Source organism: Streptomyces sp. NPDC001070, assembly GCF_053598835.1.
The window spans coordinates 124,115-140,976 of record NZ_JBSFLB010000012.1; the positions used below are offsets into that span (position 1 = coordinate 124,115).

Genomic DNA, 16,862 nt, shown 5'->3' on the forward strand with positions numbered 1-16,862 from the left:
GCGGTTGCGGCTTCTCCCCCGCAGCGACCACAACGGACCCGCACACGACAACGGCCCCGGGCACGCGAACCGCGTACCCGGGGCCGCGGGCCCCCGCTCCCCCCGGTCTACTCCGTGGCGATCGCGTTGAGCACGTTCATCCGCCCCGCCCGGAACGCCGGCACCAACGCCGCGACGAGTCCGACGAAGGCCGAGCCGATGAAGACGGTGATGATCGTGCCCCACGGGATCTCGAGGATCCCGAGCCCCTGGAGCGCCAGCAGCTGCTGGGCCGAGGCGCCCCAGCCCATGCCGAGCCCGAGGCCGAGCACGGCGCCGAAGAGGGCGATGACGATCGACTCCAGACGGATCATGCGCCGCAGCTGCCGGCGCGACATGCCGATCGCCCGCATGAGGCCGATCTCCCGGGTGCGCTCCACCACAGACAGGGCGAGGGTGTTCACGACGCCCAGGATGGCGACGATGATCGCCAGCGCCAGCAGGCCGTAGATCAGGTTGAGCAGCTGGCCGATCTGGTCCTTGAGCAGCTTCTTGTAGTCGGCCTGGTTGCGGACCTGGACCTGCGGGAAGTCGTGCAGCGCCTTCTTCAGCCCGGCGTACGCCGCGTCCTGCCGCCCGTCCTTGGCGGCGGCGAACATGATGTCGTTGATCGGCATCCGGTCGGCCGGCACGTAGTGCGCCGCGGTGGTGATGTTGGTGTACATCGCGCCGCCGTCGAAGACGGTGTCCTTCGAGGTGATCGCGGTGATCCTCAGCTTGGCGGTGTCGCCCTGCGCGAAGCGCACGGTGAGGGTGTCGCCGAGCTTGACGTGGTGCTTGTCGGCGAAGCTCTCGCCGACGGACATCGCGTCGCTCCCGTAGGCCGCCGAGAGCTCGCCGGCGACCGTCTTGACCTGGAGGTCCTGGGCGTACGTCGGATCCGCGGCCGAGAGGGAGGTGTCGGAGACCGCGCCGTCGGGGGTGGTGATCTTCACGTCGAGGGACTTGTAGTCGGTGACGTGCGCCAGGTCGGGCGCGGCCTTGACGGCCCGCTCGATCTGCGGGGTGATCGGCTGGCCGCTGTCGGAGGCGATGATGAAGTCCGCGCCGACCGACTTGTCGAGCTGATCGGTCGCCGAGGCCACCATGGAGGAGCCGACCACGGACAGGCCCGCCACGAGCGCGAGGCCGATCATGAGGGCGGCGGCCGTGGCACCGGTGCGGCGCGGGTTGCGCAGCGCGTTGCGCTCGGCGAGGCGCCCGACCGGGCCGAAGATCCGCAGGACGCCCGCGCTGATCACCCGGACGACGACGCCGGCGAGCAGCGGCCCGACGACCACGAAGCCGACCAGGGTCAGCAGGATGCCGAGGCCGAGGAACATGGAGCCGTCCGCGGCCTTGGTGGCCCGCGCGGCGGTGACGAGGGCGGCGGCGCCCGCCAGGGTGAGGACGAGGCCGAGCGCGGCGCGTACCTTGCCGGCGCGGCCGTCGGCGGGGGTGCCGGCGTCGCGCAGGGCGGCCATCGGGGAGACCTTGCCGGCCCGGCGGGCGGGCAGGTAGGCGGCGAGGACGGTCACCACGACGCCGAGGACCAGCCCGGCGACCGGGGTGGAGGCCTTGATCGTCAGGGAGGAGGTGTCGAGGTTCATCCCCATGCTGCCCATGAGCTTCATGAGCAGGACGGCGAGCCCGACGCCGCCGCCGATGCCGAGCACGGAGCCCACCACGCCGAGCAGCAGCGCCTCGACGAGGACCGAGCGGTTGACCTGGCGGCGGCTGGCGCCGATGGCCCGCATGAGCCCGATCTCGCGGGTGCGCTGGGCGACCAGCATGGAGAAGGTGTTGACGATCAGGAAGACGCCGACGAGGACGGCGATCCCGGCGAAGCCGAGCATCGCGTACTTGATGACGTCGAGGAAGCCGGCGATGTCCTTCTGGTTCTCGGCGGTCCACTCGGCCTGGGTCTGGATCTTGTAGCCGGCGGCGGAGCCGAGCGCGGCGGCGACGTTCTTCTTCAGCTGCTCGTCGGTGACCCCGGGCTTCGCGGTCAGGCCGATGCTGCTGAAGACGTCCTTGGCGCCGAGGAGCTTGGTCTGGGTGGTGGCGGTGTCGAAGTAGAAGACCGCCGCACCGGGGTTGGTGACCTTGAAGGTGGCGATGCCGCTGATCCGGGCCCGGAACTCACCGGGGATGGCGATGACCCGCAGCTCGTCGCCCAGCTTGAGGTGCTTCTTGTCGGCGGTGTCGGCGTCGACCATCACCTCGGTGGGGCCGCGCGGGGCGTGGCCGGAGGTGACGTCGACCGAACGCAGCTCGGTGGAGTCCCAGTTGGTGCCGATGGTGGGGGCGCCGGAGGTGGGACCGAGGTTTTCGCCGGCGGCGTCGGTCACCGTCAGGGTCTGGCTGTTGGCCTCGCCCGACGCGGACTTGACGCCCTCGACCCGCTTCAGCTCCTCGACCACGGAGGTGGGCACGGTGGCCGCCTTGGTGGTCATCTGCATCTCGTCGTTGCTGGGCGCGCCCTTCGGCGTGACGGTGACGTCCGAGGCGGTGGCGGCGAAGAGCTTGTCGAAGGTGGAGGTCATGGTGTCGGTGAAGACGAGCGTGCCGCAGACGAAGCCCACCGACAGCAGGACGGCGATGGCGGAGAGCGCCATGCGTCCCTTGTGCGCCAGGAAATTGCGCATCGAGGTCTTGACGACGGTCACGACGTCCTCCCGCGGGCGTCGAAGTCCTTCATGCGCTCCAGGACGGAGTCGGCCGTCGGGTCCAGCATCTCGTCCACGATCCGGCCGTCGGCGAGGTAGAGGACGCGGTCGGCGTACGAGGCGGCGACCGGGTCGTGCGTCACCATGACGATGGTCTGGCCGAGTTCGTCGACCGAGCGGCGCAGGAAGCCGAGGATCTCGGCGCCGGCGCGCGAGTCGAGGTTTCCGGTCGGCTCGTCGCCGAAGATGATCTCGGGGCGGGCGGCGAGGGCGCGGGCCACGGCGACGCGCTGCTGCTGGCCGCCGGAGAGCTGGCCGGGCCGGTGCTTGAGGCGGCCGGACAGGCCGACGGTCTCCACGACGCGCTGCAGCCACTGGGGGTCGGCCTTGCGGCCGGCGATGTCCATGGGCAGCGTGATGTTCTCGGCCGCGTTCAGGGTCGGCAGCAGGTTGAAGGCCTGGAAGATGAAGCCGATCTTGTCCCGGCGCAGCTGGGTGAGCTTCTTGTCCTTCAGCTTGGTGATCTCGGTGTCGCCGACCCAGATCTGTCCCTCGGTCACCGTGTCGAGACCGGCGAGGCAGTGCATCAGGGTCGACTTGCCGGAGCCGGAGGGCCCCATGATCGCGGTGAAGCGGCCCCGCTCGATGTCGGCGTCGACCGCGTCCAGGGCCACGACCCGGGTCTCGCCCGAGCCGTACGCCTTGGTGACCTGACGGGCCCTGGCGGCAACGGCCGTACGCTCTCCGCTACCCCCGGACTTGGGAATCGATACTGCCGTTGTCACTGGATTGCTCCTGTTCGAGTGGTCGTTGCCGCCGTTTCCCGGCAGGCGTCGTCGCGTACCAAGACTGGCTTCGGGGAGGGGGCCGGGACGATGGTGCGGGTCTCCGTATCGGCCCGGGGGTTAGCCCCACCAGAAGGCTAGGGAGCCCAGGGGGGCGCCCTCGTCCTCCGCCGGTACGAACCGGGGGTAGGAGAAAGTTCGGTGTGACCCCTAGGGGGTCTGCGACTTTCGGGTGACCCGGCTCGGGGTCGAGACTGCATCCTCCAGCCGGGGGAGGTTCAAGCCCCGCCGTCCGGCCTGCGGAATCCCCCTGTGCGCGGAGGCTCCCTGCATGGAATGGTGTGTCGTACACACACCAGGGGGTCCCGTGGAGCGCACCGAGCAGACCGCGACCGCAGCCGCCACCGCGGCCACGCGGGGACCGGCACGGCGCGGCCCGGTGGTCGCCGCGCTCATGCTGGCCATGGCGCTGGCGGCGATGGACTCCACGATCATCTCCACCGCGGTCCCGCAGATCGTCGGCGAGCTCGGCGGCTTCTCCGTCTTCTCCTGGCTCTTCTCCGGCTATCTGCTCGCGGTCACGGTGACCCTCCCGGTCTACGGCAAGCTCGCCGACACCTTCGGCCGCAAGCCGGTGCTGCTGGCCGGCATCGGGATCTTCCTGCTCGGCTCCGTGCTGTGCGCCGGGGCGTGGAACATGGCCGGGCTGATCGCCTTCCGCATCGTGCAGGGACTGGGCGGCGGCGCCATCCAGGGCACCGTGCAGACGGTCGCGGCCGACCTGTACGCGCTGAAGGAGCGCGGCCGCATCCAGGCGGCGATCTCCACGGTCTGGGCGGTCTCCGCCGTCCTCGGGCCGCTGTGCGGCGGGCTGCTCGCCGGGTACGCCAGCTGGCGCTGGATCTTCCTGATCAATCTGCCCGTCGGCGCGGTCGCGCTGTTCCTCATCTCGCGTCATCTGCGCGAGTCGATCGGCGAACGCACCCGGCACCGTGTCGACTGGCCCGGTGCCCTGCTGCTCTTCCTCTCCGGCGGGCTGCTGATCACCGGCCTCGTCCACGGCGGCCCCGCCCGGCCGTGGCTGCTGGGCGGCAGCGTCGTCCTCGGCACCCTCACCGTGTGGGCGGAACGGCGGGCCGCCGAGCCGATCATCCCGGGCTGGGTCTGGCGGCGCCGGGTGATCGTCGCCGTCAACCTGGCCCTCGGCATGCTCGGCGTCCTGATGGTCGCCCCGACCGTCTTCCTCCCGACGTACGCCCAGACCGTGCTCGGGCTCGGGCCGATCGCGGCGGGCTTCGTGCTGTCGGTGATGACGATCAGCTGGCCCATCTCGGCCGCCCTCAGCAACCGCGTCTATCTGCGCATCGGCTTCCGCAACACCGCCGCCCTCGGCATGGCCGCCGCCACCGCCGTGCTCGTCGCGCTCGTCCTGCTCCCCTATGGCGGTCCCGCCTGGCAGCCCGCCCTGGTGATGCTGCTGCTCGGGGCGGCCCTCGGCCTCTTCCAGCTCCCCCTGATCGTCGGCGTGCAGTCCACCGTTCCGTGGCGCGAGCGGGCCACGGCGACCTCGTCGATCCTCTTCTGCCGCCAGGTCGGCCAGAGCGTCGGCGCCGCCGTCTTCGGCGCCGTGGCCAACGCCACCCTCACCTCCCGCCTGCACGGCTCCGGCACCGACCTCGACGGCATCGCCGGCGCCGCCCGCCTGGACGAGCACGTGCGCCGCGCCGTCGCCGCCGCGGTCGACCACGTCTACGTCGGCGCCGCCGTGGCCGCGGCCCTGTCCCTGGCCGTCGTCCTGCTGGTGGCCCCCCGGCGCTTCCCGGTCCTGGAGGAGGACCCGGCGGTACGGTGAGGCCATGGACGCGAAGACCTACGCGCGCATGCGGGCCGTCGCCGAGGACCTCATGACCCGGGAAGAGGCCTGGGCCGTGGAGATCGGTGAGGGCGTCATCACGATGATGATGTCGCCGGTCAACCGGCACGAACTGATCGCCATGCGGTTGGCACGCCAAATTCAGCGCCAGATCGACGACGATGCCGAATGGGCAGGCCACACCGCCTGGAGCGGCCCCGAGATCGAGGCGCCCGCCATAGGGCGCATGCGTCGTCCGGACCTCGTCGTCGTGGCCGAACAGGCCCTCGACACGCCCGGGTTCCTCGACCCCGCCGACGTCGCCCTGGTGGCCGAGGTCGTCTCCACGTCCAACCCGGAGAACGACTACTGCGAGAAGACCCGGGACTACCCGGCCATGGGCATCCCGCTGTACCTGATCATCGACCCTCGCAACAAGACGCTCGCCGTCCTCTCCGACCCGGGGCCGGCGCCCGGTGACGACGGCCCGCGGTACCGGGCGCGCCACGACCACGCGTTCGGGGACGCCGTCCCCGTCGGGCCCTGGGTCGTGGACAGCGGGGAGTTCCCCGCCTACGACGGTTCCTGATCGTCCCCGGGGGACGGGGCCGGCACCTCGGGGGCGCCGGGCTCCGGGACCTCGCGGCCGGTGAGGGCGGCGAGGCTGCCGCGGACATGGGCGAGGTGCTCGCGGATCTCCTCGCGGCGGACCTCGTGCTCGCGCAGTTCGCGTTCGGCGGCGAGACGGATGCGCTCCTCCCGCACGCGGGCCTGGGCGAGGAGTTCGGCGGCGGCTGCGTCGGCCTCCTCCTGACGGCGCCTGGCCGCGTCCTCCGTCTCGGCGAGGGCGCGGCGGGCGTCGTCCACCATGGCCTCGGCATAGGCGGTCAGTTCGGCCAGGCGGGCGTCGATGCCGGCCTCGCCCTCGGCGAGTTCGTGCTCCTGGGTGTCGAAGCGCTCGCGGTGCTCCTTCTCCAGCTCGGCCAGGGCGCGTTCGCTCTCCTGGCGTGCGGCGTCGAGGGCCCGGGCGGCCTCGTCCCGCAACCGGCCGGCCTCCTCGCGGGCCTCGCCGACGACGTGCCCGGCGTCGGCGCGGGCCGCCTCCAGAGCCCGGGCGGCCTGCGCGTCGGCGTCGGCGCGGCGGGCGTGCGCGGCGGCACGTGCCTCGTCCATGAGCGTCCGGCGGGCCGCCTCGGCCGCGTCCTGCGCGTGCCGGGCCTCCTCCTCTGCCTGTTCGCGTACGGAGGCGGCCTCCTCCTCGACCAGGCGCAGCAGGTCCAGTGCGCCCTTCCCGAGGGATTCGTACGTGGGCGGCGAGAGCGTGGCGACCACGTCGCGCAGCGCGGCGCACTCCGCGGCCATCTCGTTGGCCAGGACGGTGAGCCGCGCGGCACGCTCCCAGGCGGCGTCGCGGTCCTCGGACAGCTCCTCGAGGAAGCGGTCGACCTGTTCGGTGCGGTACCCGCGGCCACGGACGGTGGCCAAGCCGTGGCCGCCACGGGGGTGTGCCGTACTCATACCCCCATTCTCGGGGGTTTGCCCGATTTACCCACAACGCGACACTCCGCCCGGCCCACCGGGCCGGGCGGAGTCCCGGCAGGGACGGGCCCTACAGCATCCCGTCCCACATCTGCTCGATGAGCACCGGCCACCAGTGCTCGGGCGACGCCACGGCCGCCGGGTCGAGCGCGGCCAGCTGGTTCTGGAAGTCGACGGTCCAGCGGCCCGCCTGCTCCGGCGTCAGGTTCAGCCGCCAGCGCCACATCTTCCCGAGCAGCGCCAGGCAGCGTGCGAACTCCGGCAGGCTGGAGTTGACGAACTGCGGCACGGCCGGAGCGCCGCTCGGCTCCGCCTCCAGCGGCACCGCGACGATGTGCGCCGTACCGTACTGGACGCACAACTGGCGGCCGAAGTCGTTGCCCATCACCAGATACGAGCCCGCGTCGGGCGCCGGCTGCACGCCGCGCTCGGCGGCCAGCTCCGCCAGGGTGGGCACCGGCCGTCCGGGCTGGGCCTGGGCCCAGAAGAACGGGCCGAAGTCCACCGGCAGCCCGGACCAGGTCAGGGTCTGCGCGACGATGTCCGGCACGCCCTGGCGGGCCACCGACCGCTGGTCGAAGCGGAACACGCCCTGCGGGCCGAAGGACTGCGCCATCTCGTGGCCGATCGCGTCCAGCGGGATCGGGGGGACCCGCTGGATCTGGTGCGGCTCGGGCATCGGCACCCGGTGCGGGTGGGCGTGCGCCGGGGCGCTCGCCACCTGGTGCAGCTCGCCGAGGTGCGTCAGCAGGTGCTGGACGCCCGCGCGGCGGCTCGCGTGGTCCTTGCCGTAGGGGGCGGTGCTGCTGATCCGGACCTGGGGCCAGGTCTCGCGGATCATGCGGGCGCAGTAACCGCCCGGCAGGTCGCACGACTCCAGCTCCGTGTGCAGCTCCAGCACCGCCTGCGGCGGCACGCCGAGGGCGCGCAGCTCGTGCAGGATCTGCCACTCCGGGTGCGGCGTGCCGGGTGCGGAGCGGCGGATCAGCTGCTGCTCGGAACCGTCCTGCGCGCGGTAGCGGAGTACGGCCATGTAGCCGGGGCCGACCGTGGGCGCCCCGGTGGGCGGCTGGGTCTGCGCGTGCGGCTGGGGCGGCTGCGGATAGCCGTACGCCGGGGGCTGCGGCGTGCCCGCCAGGGGGCCGGGCGGGGGCGGGGGCGGCGGTGCCGCACCGGCGCCGCCGTCGGGGCGGGACAGCATCGTCGCGGCCTGGTGCACGTCCCCGCCCGCGGGCTTCGACGGCGCCGGCGGTGCGGGCGGCTCGTTCGGGGGCAGCGCCTGCACGAGCTGTGTCGGCACGTATCCCGCGGCCGGGGTGCCGGGTACCCCGGGACCGGGCGGCGGCGGGGGCGGACCGGGCGGACCGGCCTTGGCGGTCTCTGCGGCGGCCACGTCGGCGGCGCCGCGGGCCGGACCGGGCGGCGGCGGGGGCGGCGGGCCGTCCGGGCGGGACAGCATCGTCGCGGCGTGGTGCACGTCGCCTCTCGCGGGCCTGACGGGGGTGGACGGCGCGGGCGGCGGCGGGGGCGGGCCCTGCTGGGCCGCGTGCGGTGACGGCACCGCCGGGCCGTCGAACGGAGAGGGCGCCGGCGGGGGCCCCGGCGGCGGAGGCGTGGCGGAGCCGCCCGGGTAGCCGTAGGCACCCGGGCCCGGAACGGGCGGAGGCGGAGGCGGAGGGGGCGGCGCACCCGTGGAGGCGCCCGGGTGGCCGTACCCGGCCTGCGCCTGGGGCCGCGGCAGCGGTGTGCCGGTCTCGGCCACGCCGGGCAGCCGCTCGGTGCTGGCCTCGGCACTGGTCATGGGCGGCGGTGTGTGGGCGTCGTCCGAGTCGCTGATCGGCGGCGCGTACACGGTCGCCGGCGGCGGCACGGACACCCCGGCGCCCTCGTTGTTGTTCGTGTCCCGCCACGCCGCGGGCGGCGGGGTCGGCGCGCCGCTGTAGGCCGTCGGCATCGGCGGGGTCGGGGTCGGGACGTACGGCTGGGTGGGCGCGTCGGAGCCGGACGTCGCGACCGGCACCGGCCTCACCGGGGGCGGCGTGGGCTCCCCCGCGCCCGCGGCGCCGGCCTCGCCGCGGCGGTCGGGGATGCCGAGCCGGTCGGCGGCGTCCTGCAGCCACTGCGGCGGGCTCAGCAGGAACGACGTCGCCTCCAGGTCGATCCGCCGGGGCGGCTCCGGAACCGCGTCCGCGACCGCGTCGGCCGCGGCGCCGTAGAGCTCCTCCCAGCGGCGGATGATCTCGCCCACCGGCAACGCGGGCCAGAGCGTGGCCTCGCCGCTGTCCCGGGCGATGACGAGGCGGGTCTCCCCGTCGTCCGAGGTCGGGCCGCCGTCCCTCGGCTCGGACCAGGCCACGAAGCCCTGGTCGAACTCCCGCACCTTCACCTCACGGGCGAGGTAGGCCGGGACGTCGGCGTTGATCCACCGCTCGGCACGCTCCTGCGCCTCCGCGAACGTGACCATTCCTGCCCTCACCCCTCCACCGGGACGGCACGGGCGAAGCCGCCGTCCACCATCAGGTTCGCCACCGTCGACAACTCCGGCGGGTCGCCGGCGAGCGCGGCCAGGAAGGCGTCGAAGTCCTCACCGCAGGGCAGCAGCAGCCCGGCGACCCGCTCCTCGGTGGAGCCGAATGCGCCGTCGGCGTCGCGCACGTCGTCGTACGGGCACATCCACATCGAGCCGAGGTCGGCGCCGCGCGCCTTCACGGCGAGCACGCCGCCCTGGACGTAGGAGATCGCGAGGTAGTCCTTGGTGAGGTGGTCCCGCAGGCACTTGTTGACGTAGACGAGGTCGTTGACGGACGCCTCGTCCCGCACGGTGAAGAAGGGCTGGTCGACCAGGAGTCCCAGCATGGGCAGCAGCGCGACGCCGCGCGGCGCGCTGCCGCCCGCCGCCTTGAGGAAGGTGCGGTACGCGCCGGGCAGCCGGTAGCCGAGCTCCTCCTCCACGTCCCGGACCTGCTGCTCGGTGACGGCGACTCCGTCCTTGCGCAGGCCGAAGTGGACCGGCCGGGTCTCCTGGAGCGGGCGGGTGCCACGCTTGTCGTGGTCGGCGGAGGCGGTGGTGGCCAGGCCACCGTGGTGCCGCAGCAAGGACTTGACCTCGGCGGGGATCAGTTCCAGACGACGGCTGCCGACGACGTGGTGCCAGGTCCAGCCGTGCGGTGTGGCGACGGGGGGCAGGCTGCCCCACAGCTCGTGACCCGCGGCGTGCAGCGCGGCGTTGGCCGACACGTAGTCGGTCAGCCGGAGTTCGTCGATGCCGAAGCCGTCCGGCGGCTCGGCGATCTCGGCCGCGGCGCGGGCGTAGGGCGAGAAGTCGGGGAAACCGCGCTCGTCCACGCGTACGCCCTGCGGATGGCGGGCGCGCCGCACCGGGTCGGGGAAGTGCACGATCTGACCGGCGTAGGCCGCGTTCGGTGGCGCGGCCCGATGCCCGAGCCGACCTGTCGTCATTGCGGATGCCCCCATGCTGGATCTGGTGTTGGGCACAGCCTATGGGGTGTGGCAATAGGCGCTTCCGCTGGTTCCGGTCACGGGTTCGCGGCGGCCGCCGCGAGTTTTCCGTGCTGGGCGCGGGCGACGGCGACGGACGGTCCGCCGGGGTCCCCGGACAGCTTGACGGTGACATAGGTGGCCGTGACCGCGCCGGTACGCACGACGGTGACGGTGGCGGTGCCGCTCGTCGTGTCGCCGGTGTCGGTCATCACGTACGCGATCGCGTCGTCGCCCACGGCGGGCGCCTTCGCGCGGCGGACGGCGAACTGCCGCGTGTGCCCGGCGCCGTCGGTCATCCCGAAGGCCGCGCACCCCTTCAGGGCGCCGGCGATCCCGCTCACGACCTTCCCGGCGTCGCCGGGCCGGTGGGCGGAGAGCAGCAGCAGGTCCAACTCGCCACCGCCTCCCAGCGCCTGCCGCGTGGTGACCGTGGCCGTCACATGGGCGGTCCGCGGCAGGGCGGGCCGGCTGCTCACGGGGTCGGACAGCGGCCGGCACGCGGGCCGGTCGGCGGTGAGGGCCTCGTCGGGGCCCAGCACTCCGGCGGCGCCGGCGCTCCCGGTCACCACATGGCCCGGAACATCGGCGGAGGTGATCAGCGCCGCCTGCAACTCCTCCTGAGTGAGCGCGTGTTGGCCGCGTCCGGCGGAGGCGGTGGTCGAATCCCGGCCGTTCTCGCGCGCCTTGGCAGCCTTTCCGTCCGGCCCGACGCTACTATCCGTACAACCACTGGCCAACGCAAGGAGCGCCACAGCGGCAGCACATCGGACTGCGATACACATCTCCCCACAGTGCCGTGACATCCGGCACAAAGTAAACCTCTCACCTCACAACAGACTTCCGTAACGCCTCGTCCGTTTGGCAGTCTTGCGCACATAGGGGGACGTCCTCCTCGGGAGGACGGATCGGAGGGCCGTACTGAAGATGCTGACGAGAGGCGCCGCGGACCCGCGGCTGAACTGGGGAGCGGACGAATCGCCACCGCCGCCGGTGCTGCGGCACCGCCGCGACGGCATCCTGCCGGCGGTCGCCGCCGCACTGTCCGTCAAGGACGAAGTCCTCACCTGCACCGGCGTCAAGGCCGACCTGCCGCCCCCGCTCCACCCCCTGGTCCAGGACGTGCTCGACGCCCTTCCCGTCGCTCAGCGTGAGCGTTTCACCGGGCGCTGCCCCGAGCCGCTGCTGCTGTCCCGGTACCTCACCACCGTCGACGGCGCCCGCAGCAAGCGCGCCGCGCGCAAGCCGCTCACGGGCGGCGAGGCCCGCAAGGCCCTCAAGGGCGCCAGGCTCACCGCCCGCCGCATACGCGAGGACGGCGATCCCGCGCACGGCACCTACGCCCCGCCGTGCCGCTCCTGCCAGACCCTGCTCGCGCACTTCGGCGTGCGGGCCTTCGACCCGGAGGCCGGTGCCGAATGAACCCCGCGAACACCAACACCCGGCACGCGTCGACCCGCTTCCCCGTCGGGGTCGACGCGGCCCTGCGCTCCGCAGGCTGGCAGCCCGGCCGCTGGGACATCCAGCAGGCCGAGATCTGGGCCGACACGCTGCGCGCCTATGTCTCCCCCGGCGGCCACCGGCACAGCGTCTTCCCCGCCGCGGTCGAGGCCTGGGCGGAATTCGGCGGCCTCACCGTGCCGGCCGTCTCCTCCCCGGGCCGCCACGTCGCGCCCAGCGCGGTCCGTGTCGACCCGCTGCACGGACTGCACTTCGCGCGCACCCTCGGCGACCTGGGCAGCGCGCTCGACACGGAGGTCGCACCCCTCGGGGAGGAGTCCGCGGGGCACGGCCAGCTCGCGATCGACGCCGAGGGACGCGTCTACTGCGTCGACCACACCGGTGACTATTACCTGGGCGCCACCATCGACGCGGCCCTGGGCACCCTCACGACGGGCTCCCGGCCCCACCGCCTCACGACCTGACGGCGCCGCCCGTTCGTTGTGTGCGGCGCCGTTGTGGTTGCTGTTGGGAGGTGCCCCTTGCGGCCCGTCGTCGTGTGCGGCTCGTTCGCGCCTGCGGCGGGCGGTTCTCCCGTCCACCCTCCCTCCCCCCACCTTCGGCCGGGGGTGCCTCCATCCGGCACGGTCAGTGACCGCCTCGCCGAGTGCGTGTGGGGTCGGTGCCGCGCCGGCGCACGTCCTCAGCGCTCGCGGTCCACGTCCACATCATTCGACGCCGCGCGCACCGCTCACACAACCGCGCCCCGCACAGACGCACCCGGGCCGTACCGCTACGCGGGAAGCATCGCGGAGACGCGGAACCCGCCCTCGCGCGTCGTTCCCGCGGCGAAGCCGCCGCCCAGCGCGGTGACACGTTCCTTCATGCCGACCAGCCCGTTCCCTCCGCTGGGCAGCACCAGCGCGGGCGCACCGTCGGAGGGACCGTTCTGCACCAGGACCGCGACCTCCGCCTCGCGGTAGGCGAGGCGGATGCGTGCCCGGGCGCCGGGCGCGTGCTTGTGGACGTTGGTGAGGGCCTCCTGCACGACCCGGTAGACCGTGGCCTCGACGCGGGCCGCCAGCGGGCGCTCCTCGCCCTCCACCGTGAGCTCGACCTCCATCCCCGCCGCCCGCGACTCGTCGAGCAGCCCCATGAGCTCCGCCAGGCACGGGCCCGAGTCGTCCTCGGGGACGGCCTCCACGACGGCGGCCGGCGCCGGCGCAATCGTTTCCGCACCCGCCGCCGGGGCCCGCGAGGCCCCCCGCACACCCGTGACCCCCGCCGCTCCCGGCCCGCCCGCCGCACCGGCCGCCCCCAGGGCCGCCGACACCGGCTCGGTCCGCAGGACGCCCAGCATCTCGCGCAGTTCGTTGAGCGCCTGCCGCCCCATGTCGCCCAGGAGCTGCGCGCTGGCCGAGGCCTTCTCCGGGTCCTTGACGGCGATCGCCTGGAGGGCTGCCGCGTGCACGACCATGAGGCTCACCCGGTGGGCGACCACGTCGTGCATCTCGCGCGCGATCCGGGTGCGCTCCTCCATGCGGGCCCGCTCGGCGGAGCTCGTGGCCGTCTCGGCCAGCAGCGACAGCTCCCGCTCCAGGCCGTCCGCGCGCTCCCGCAGACTCTCCACGAGCCGCCGCCGGGCGCCGACGTACAGGCCGAGCAGCACCGGCGGCGCGGTCACGCCGACCGCCGCGAGGACCGAGGTGAGCGCCACCACGGCGAGCGGGGCGTGGTAGGCCGCACCGCTGAGGTCGCCGTGCATCTCCAGGAAGGTGACGATCAGCGTGCCGAGCATGGTCATCCCCGACAGCACGGCGATGATCCGCCGCGGCACGTCGGACGCGGCCAGGGTGTAGAGGCCGACGACGCTCAGCAGTATCCCCATCTGGGCCGGCGTGACGGCGATGGAGACCAGGACGACCAGTACGGGCCAGCGTCTGCGGAGCACCAGCAGCGAGCCGACCAGCAGGCCGAACAGACCCGTGACGACCGGCGAGATCCCGGTCTTCTCGGCGAAGGCCACGCCCTCGACCAGACATTCCACCGCCGAGACGCAGGCCAGGGACGCGTCGAGCACCATGCTGCGCCGCCTGGCCCACCACCACGGCCCGGCGGCCCCCCGGCTTCGTCCGCCGGCCCCGTCCGGTACGTACTCCCCCGTCGTACTCATACGGACCAGCGTAGACGCGACGGTGTCCGCCTGGCGGTCAGCCCCGGTCCGGGGAGCGGCCCGGACCTATCCTTGTGCCGTCGGACAGCGCGGTCCTGACAATGCCGCCGCCCATCCCACTGCACTAGGAGCCGCACCTGTGAGCAGCGCCGACAACACCACCGGGAGTGCCCCCCTGCGCGCGGACATCCGCCGTCTGGGAGACCTCCTCGGCGGGACGCTCGTCCGGCAGGAGGGCCAGGAACTCCTCGATCTCGTCGAGAGGGTGCGGGCGCTCACCCGCACCGACGGGGAGGCAGCAGCCGCCCTGCTCGGGGAGACCGACCTGGAGACCGCAGCCAAGCTGGTGCGGGCCTTCTCCACGTACTTCCACCTCGCGAACGTCACCGAGCAGGTGCACCGCGGCCGTGAACTGCGCTCCCGCAGAGCGGCCGACGGCGGGCTGCTGGCCCGCACCGCCGACCTGCTCAAGGACGCCGACCCGGAGCACCTGCGCCAGACCGTGCGCAACCTCAACGTGCGCCCCGTCTTCACCGCCCACCCCACCGAGGCGGCGCGCCGCAGCGTGCTGAACAAGCTGCGGGTGATCGCCTCGCTGCTGGACTCGGCCGGCGAGGGCGGCGACCGCCGCCGCACCGACCTGCGCCTCGCGGAGAACATCGACCTGCTCTGGCAGACCGACGAACTGCGCGTCGTGCGTCCGGAGCCCGCGGACGAGGCGCGCAACGCCATCTACTACCTGGACGAGTTGCACGCCGGCGCGGTCGGCGACGTGCTGGAGGACCTCGCGGTCGAGCTGGAGCGGGTCGGGGTGCCGCTGCCGGCGGAGACCCGCCCGCTGACCTTCGGCACCTGGATCGGCGGTGACCGGGACGGCAACCCGAACGTCACCCCGCAGGTCACCTGGGACGTGCTGATCCTGCAGCACGAGCACGGGATCACCGACGCCCTGGAGCTGGTCGACGACCTGCGCGCGGCGCTGTCCAACTCGATCCGCAACGCCGGCGCCTCCCCCGAGCTGCTGGCCGACCTGGAGCAGGACCTCCAGCGCCTCCCCGAGATCAGCCCGCGCTACAAGCGGCTGAACGCCGAGGAGCCCTACCGCCTCAAGGCCACCTGCATCCGGCAGAAGCTGCTCAACACCCGGGACCGGCTGGCCGGCGGCACCCCGCACGTGCCCGGCCGCGACTACCTCGGCACCGGCGGCCTCCTGGCCGACCTGCGTCTGGTGCAGGACTCGCTGCGCGCCAACCGCGGTGAGCTGATCGCCGACGGCCGCCTCGACCGCACCATCCGCACGCTGGCCGCCTTCGGTCTGCAGCTGGCCACGATGGACGTCCGCGAGCACGCCGACGCCCACCACCACGCCCTCGGCCAGCTCTTCGACCGGCTCGGCGAGGAGTCCTGGCGGTACGCGGACATGCCGCGCGACTACCGGCGCAGGCTGCTCGCCAAGGAGCTGCGCTCGCGCCGTCCGCTGGCCCCCTCCCCGGCGCCGCTGGACGCGGCCGGGGCGAAGACGCTGGGTGTCTTCCACACCGTCCGGGAGTCCTTCGAGCGCTTCGGGCCCGAGGTCATCGAGTCGTACATCATCTCGATGTGCCTGGGCTCCGACGACGTCTTCGCGGCGGCGGTGCTGGCCCGCGAGGCCGGGCTGATCGACCTGCACGCGGGGATCGCCAAGATCGGCATCGTGCCGCTGCTGGAGACCACCGACGAGCTGAGGGTCGCCGACAAACTGCTCGACGAGATGCTCTCCGACCCCTCGTACCGCAAGCTCGTCTCGCTCCGCGGCGACGTGCAGGAGGTCATGCTCGGCTACAGCGACAGCTCCAAGTTCGGTGGCATCACCACCTCGCAGTGGGAGATCCACCGGGCGCAGCGCAGCCTGCGTGACGTGGCGCACCGCCACGGGGTGCGGCTGCGGCTGTTCCACGGCCGGGGCGGCACGGTCGGCCGGGGCGGCGGCCCGACGCACGACGCGATCCTGGCGCAGCCCTGGGGCACGCTGGAGGGCGAGATCAAGGTGACCGAACAGGGCGAGGTCATCTCCGACAAGTACCTGATCCCGTCCCTGGCCAGGGAGAACCTGGAGCTGACGGTCGCCGCCACGCTGCAGGCCTCGGCGCTGCACACCGCGCCGCGCCAGTCCGAGGAGGCGCTGACCCGCTGGGACGCGGCCATGGACGTGGTCTCCGACGCCGCGCACGCCGCCTACCGCCGGCTGGTGGAGGACCCGGACCTGCCCGCGTACTTCTTCGCCTCGACCCCGGTCGACCAGCTCGCCGAGCTGCACCTGGGCTCCCGGCCCTCGCGCCGCCCGGACAGCGGGGCGGGCCTGGACGGGCTGCGGGCCATCCCGTGGGTGTTCGGGTGGACGCAGTCGCGGCAGATCGTGCCCGGCTGGTTCGGCGTCGGCTCGGGTCTGAGGGCCGCCCGCGAGGCGGGCCGGGAGGCCGACATCGCCGAGGCCTACGAGCAGTGGCACTTCTTCCGCAACTTCCTGTCCAACGTAGAGATGACGCTGGCCAAGACGGATCTGCGGATCGCCGAGCACTACGTCGGCACCCTGGTGCCGGACGAGCTCAGGCACGTCTTCGACGTCATCAAGGCCGAGCACGAGCTCACGGTCGCCGAGGTGCTGCGGATCACCGGTGAGGCGGAGCTGCTGGACGCCCAGCCGGTGCTCCAGCAGACCTTCCGGATCCGGGACGCCTATCTCGACCCGATCTCCTACCTCCAGGTCGCGCTGCTGCACCGGCAGCGCGAGGCCGCCGCCCGCGGCGAGGAGCCCGACCCGCTGCTCGCCCGCGCGTTGCTGCTGACGGTGAACGGTGTGGCGGCCGGCCTGCGCAACACCGGCTGACCGCGGCGTACGTACGGCGAAG

Annotated in this window: 12 protein-coding genes; 5 read left to right on the forward strand and 7 right to left on the reverse strand. The window is 73.3% G+C overall.

Annotated features, from left to right (window positions below; genetic code table 11):
* Window positions 1-107 precede the first annotated feature (107 nt).
* Both ACWDAS_RS16915 and ACWDAS_RS16920 read right to left on the reverse strand, forming a co-directional pair.
* Entirely contained in the window at window positions 108-2,687 is a 2,580-nt protein-coding gene (locus ACWDAS_RS16915; protein WP_450390941.1) for an ABC transporter permease, read from the reverse strand.
* Complete coding sequence (locus ACWDAS_RS16920) at window positions 2,684-3,472, reverse strand: ABC transporter ATP-binding protein (RefSeq protein WP_450390943.1); 789 nt, start codon at window positions 3,470-3,472, stop codon at window positions 2,684-2,686. The genes ACWDAS_RS16915 and ACWDAS_RS16920 overlap by 4 nt, the downstream gene beginning before the upstream one ends.
* 331 nt (window positions 3,473-3,803) lie before the next feature.
* Here ACWDAS_RS16920 and ACWDAS_RS16925 point away from each other — a divergent pair, with 331 nt between their 5' ends.
* Together ACWDAS_RS16925 and ACWDAS_RS16930 are read left to right on the forward strand one after the other, a co-directional pair.
* Window positions 3,804-5,324, forward strand: coding sequence for an MFS transporter (locus ACWDAS_RS16925; protein WP_450390946.1), 1,521 nt, complete (start codon window positions 3,804-3,806; stop codon window positions 5,322-5,324).
* A gap of 4 nt (window positions 5,325-5,328) precedes the next feature.
* Window positions 5,329-5,913, forward strand: a complete 585-nt coding sequence (locus ACWDAS_RS16930) for a Uma2 family endonuclease (protein WP_450390949.1) — start codon at window positions 5,329-5,331, stop codon at window positions 5,911-5,913.
* On the opposite strand, the gene ACWDAS_RS16935 is transcribed toward ACWDAS_RS16930, so the two are convergent.
* From ACWDAS_RS16935 to ACWDAS_RS16950, 4 genes are all read right to left on the reverse strand, one after another.
* Window positions 5,898-6,842: a cellulose-binding protein gene (locus ACWDAS_RS16935; protein WP_450390952.1), complete on the reverse strand. Its 945-nt coding sequence runs from the start codon at window positions 6,840-6,842 to the stop codon at window positions 5,898-5,900. The genes ACWDAS_RS16930 and ACWDAS_RS16935 overlap by 16 nt on opposite strands.
* 91 nt (window positions 6,843-6,933) lie before the next feature.
* Window positions 6,934-9,327 carry an SUKH-4 family immunity protein gene (locus ACWDAS_RS16940; protein WP_450390955.1) on the reverse strand — a complete coding sequence of 798 codons (2,394 nt, stop codon included), beginning with the start codon at window positions 9,325-9,327 and terminating at the stop codon, window positions 6,934-6,936.
* Window positions 9,328-9,335: 8 nt separating this feature from the next.
* Entirely contained in the window at window positions 9,336-10,322 is a 987-nt protein-coding gene (locus ACWDAS_RS16945; protein WP_450390957.1) for an HNH endonuclease, read from the reverse strand.
* Window positions 10,323-10,399: 77 nt separating this feature from the next.
* Window positions 10,400-10,975: a hypothetical protein gene (locus tag ACWDAS_RS16950; protein WP_450390959.1), complete on the reverse strand. Its 576-nt coding sequence runs from the start codon at window positions 10,973-10,975 to the stop codon at window positions 10,400-10,402.
* A gap of 313 nt (window positions 10,976-11,288) precedes the next feature.
* On the opposite strand from ACWDAS_RS16950, the gene ACWDAS_RS16955 reads away from it, so the two are divergent.
* On the forward strand, window positions 11,289-11,783 hold the full coding sequence (locus ACWDAS_RS16955; protein WP_450390962.1) for a YwqJ-related putative deaminase: 495 nt from the start codon (window positions 11,289-11,291) through the stop codon (window positions 11,781-11,783).
* Window positions 11,780-12,286, forward strand: a complete 507-nt coding sequence (locus ACWDAS_RS16960) for an SUKH-3 domain-containing protein (RefSeq protein ID WP_450390965.1) — start codon at window positions 11,780-11,782, stop codon at window positions 12,284-12,286. Before ACWDAS_RS16955 ends, ACWDAS_RS16960 begins: the two co-directional genes overlap by 4 nt.
* A gap of 308 nt (window positions 12,287-12,594) precedes the next feature.
* On the opposite strand, the gene ACWDAS_RS16965 is transcribed toward ACWDAS_RS16960, so the two are convergent.
* On the reverse strand, window positions 12,595-13,974 hold the full coding sequence (locus ACWDAS_RS16965; RefSeq protein WP_450390967.1) for a sensor histidine kinase: 1,380 nt from the start codon (window positions 13,972-13,974) through the stop codon (window positions 12,595-12,597).
* 139 nt (window positions 13,975-14,113) lie between these two features.
* Between ACWDAS_RS16965 and ppc the strand changes: the two genes are divergently transcribed.
* Window positions 14,114-16,840 (forward strand): phosphoenolpyruvate carboxylase, encoded by a 2,727-nt coding sequence (gene ppc, locus ACWDAS_RS16970; protein ID WP_450390969.1) that lies wholly within the window; start codon window positions 14,114-14,116, stop codon window positions 16,838-16,840.
* The last annotated feature ends 22 nt before the right edge of the window (window positions 16,841-16,862 follow it).

Excerpts from the sequence above, each read along its gene's own strand:
- ACWDAS_RS16960 (WP_450390965.1), top strand. The coding sequence starts at position 11,780 with ATGAACCCCGCGAACACCAACACCCGGCACGCGTCGACCCGCTTCCCC.
- ACWDAS_RS16945 (WP_450390957.1), bottom strand. The coding sequence starts at position 10,322 with ATGACGACAGGTCGGCTCGGGCATCGGGCCGCGCCACCGAACGCGGCC.
- ACWDAS_RS16955 (WP_450390962.1), top strand. The coding sequence starts at position 11,289 with ATGCTGACGAGAGGCGCCGCGGACCCGCGGCTGAACTGGGGAGCGGAC.
- ACWDAS_RS16935 (WP_450390952.1), bottom strand. The coding sequence starts at position 6,842 with ATGAGTACGGCACACCCCCGTGGCGGCCACGGCTTGGCCACCGTCCGT.
- ACWDAS_RS16925 (WP_450390946.1), top strand. The coding sequence starts at position 3,804 with ATGGAATGGTGTGTCGTACACACACCAGGGGGTCCCGTGGAGCGCACC.
- ACWDAS_RS16940 (WP_450390955.1), bottom strand. The coding sequence starts at position 9,327 with ATGGTCACGTTCGCGGAGGCGCAGGAGCGTGCCGAGCGGTGGATCAAC.
- ACWDAS_RS16930 (WP_450390949.1), top strand. The coding sequence starts at position 5,329 with ATGGACGCGAAGACCTACGCGCGCATGCGGGCCGTCGCCGAGGACCTC.
- ACWDAS_RS16965 (WP_450390967.1), bottom strand. The coding sequence starts at position 13,974 with ATGAGTACGACGGGGGAGTACGTACCGGACGGGGCCGGCGGACGAAGC.